This is a genomic window from Kitasatospora sp. NPDC057198, assembly GCF_042670125.1.
Taxonomy (GTDB): domain Bacteria; phylum Actinomycetota; class Actinomycetes; order Streptomycetales; family Streptomycetaceae; genus Kitasatospora.
Map to the genome: position 1 here is coordinate 1 of NZ_JBHUWH010000647.1, position 1,932 is coordinate 1,932.

Sequence of the window (1,932 nt, forward strand, 5' to 3'; positions counted from 1 at the left end):
GCGTACGAGCAGTGGGGTCGGGGCCTTCTGGGCCTTCGTCCGTCCGGGCGGCTCAGCCCAGCCGCAGCAGGCGGGAGCCGATCGACGCCGGGGCCAGGTCGGACTGCAGGGTGACCGGCACCTCGACGCGGCCCTCCCCCTCGCCCGCCGAGAGCGTGCCGACCTGGGTGCCGGCCGGCAGCGTGTGGGCGATCTTCCCGACCGGGGTCAGGGTGACGTGCGCGGTGACGCCGTTCCAGCCCGCGACGGTGAGGTCCGCGGCCGCGACCACCGGCACCCTGCCGCCGACGCCGTCGTCCACGTAGCCGACCACGTCGCCCTGCTTGGCCAGGGTCTGCCCGGCCAGCGCGGCCTGCGCGGCCACGTTGATCCGCTGGCTCGGCGGCTGGGCGGCCTTCGTCAGGTCCATCTCCTCCTTGGTCTGCGGCTGGCCCAGCGTCACGCCCAGGATCATCCGCTGCACGCCGCCGATCTCCTTGACCGCCGCCCACATCAGGCAGGACTGCGCGGCGGTGGACGAGCCGGTCTTCACGCCGATGTTGCCGTTCCTCCCGAGCAGCGCGTTGGTGTTGTAGATCCGCTGCCCGTTGAACTTGGTGTCCGGCTCGGCGACGATCTGCCGGAAGATCTCCAGCTGCATGACCTTCTCGGCCAGCTTCAGCTGGTCCTTCGCGGTCGACTTGGTGTCGTTGTCGTACCCGGCCGGGTCCGCGTAGCTGGTGTTGGTCATGCCGAGCTGCGCGGCGGTGGAGTTCATCTTCTTCACGAACTCCTGCTCACTGCCCGCGTCCCAACGGGCCAGCAGCCGGGCCACGTTGTTGGCCGACGGCAGCATCAGCATCTCCAGCGCCTCGTACTGGGTGATCTGCTGCCCCTCGGTCAGCGCCACCCGCGACTCGTCGCCGTTGGTGGACTCCTTGGCGGCCTGGGCGTCCACCGTGATGGTCGGACCGCTCTCCCCCTTCTTCAGGGGGTGCGCCTGGAGGATCAGGTACGCGTTCATCACCTTGGTGACGGACGCGATGGTCGCCGGCTTCTCCTCCCCCGAGGCGCCCAGGCTGCCCACGCCCACCACCTCGGCGGCGGCCTGCCCCCGGGTCGGCCACGGGATGTTCGGCTGCTCCCCGCCGAAGGTGAACGAGTCCGCCAGCGAGAGCTTCGCCTTCGGCGCCGGCAGCGGGCGCAGCAGCTGCGCCGCGACCACCACGCCCAGCACGAACGCCACGAAGACGCCCCAGATCGTGATCCGCTTCAGCGCCCGCCGCAACGGCGAGACCGGACGGGCGCTCAGCGCCTTGAGCGCCTCCAGCGCCTCGATGGTGCTCTCCGGCCCGGGCGGCGGCCCGACGGGAGCGGGCGCGGGCGCGGACACGGGCGCCGGCGCCGGTGCCGCGAGGGCGGCGGGCACGGACGGGGGAACGGCCAGGGGCTTGGTCCGGGCCGGGGCGGGAACGGGCTCGGTCCTGGCCTCGGGCCGGACCTTGGGCTCGACGGCCTTGGGCTCGGCACCCTTGGGTTCAGCAGCCTTGGGTTCGGCGGCTGCGCCCTCCTTGGGCAGCCGCAGCATCACGGTCGGCTCGGGGCGCTCCTTGCCGACCCGGAGCGTCATGGTCGGCTCGGGCTTGGCGGCGGTCGCGTCCCCGGAGCCCTCGGCGTCCTCCGGCTCGCCCCCGTCCCCGTCCGCGTCCGCATCCTCGTCCGTGTCCTCTTCTTCGGCCTCTTCGGCCCGGACGGGCAGCCGCAGCATCATCGTCGGCTGCGGGCCGGCCGGAGCGTCGTCCTCCGCCGCCTCCGACTCCGCCTCGGCCCGGGGCAGGTCGGCCAGCCGCAGCGCCATGGTCGGCTCGGGCTTGGCGGCGGTCGCGTCCCCGGAGCCCTCGGCGTCCTCCGGCTCGCCCCCGTCCCCGTCCGCGTCCGCATCCTCGTCCGTGT

At 73.5% G+C, this 1,932-nt stretch carries 1 protein-coding gene; it reads right to left on the reverse strand.

The window, feature by feature from the left end; translation table 11 throughout:
• Positions 1 to 52: 52 nt before the first annotated feature.
• On the reverse strand, positions 53 to 1,932 hold a 1,880-nt coding region (locus ACFUEL_RS37135; protein WP_380242223.1), incomplete at its 5' end, for a D-alanyl-D-alanine carboxypeptidase family protein.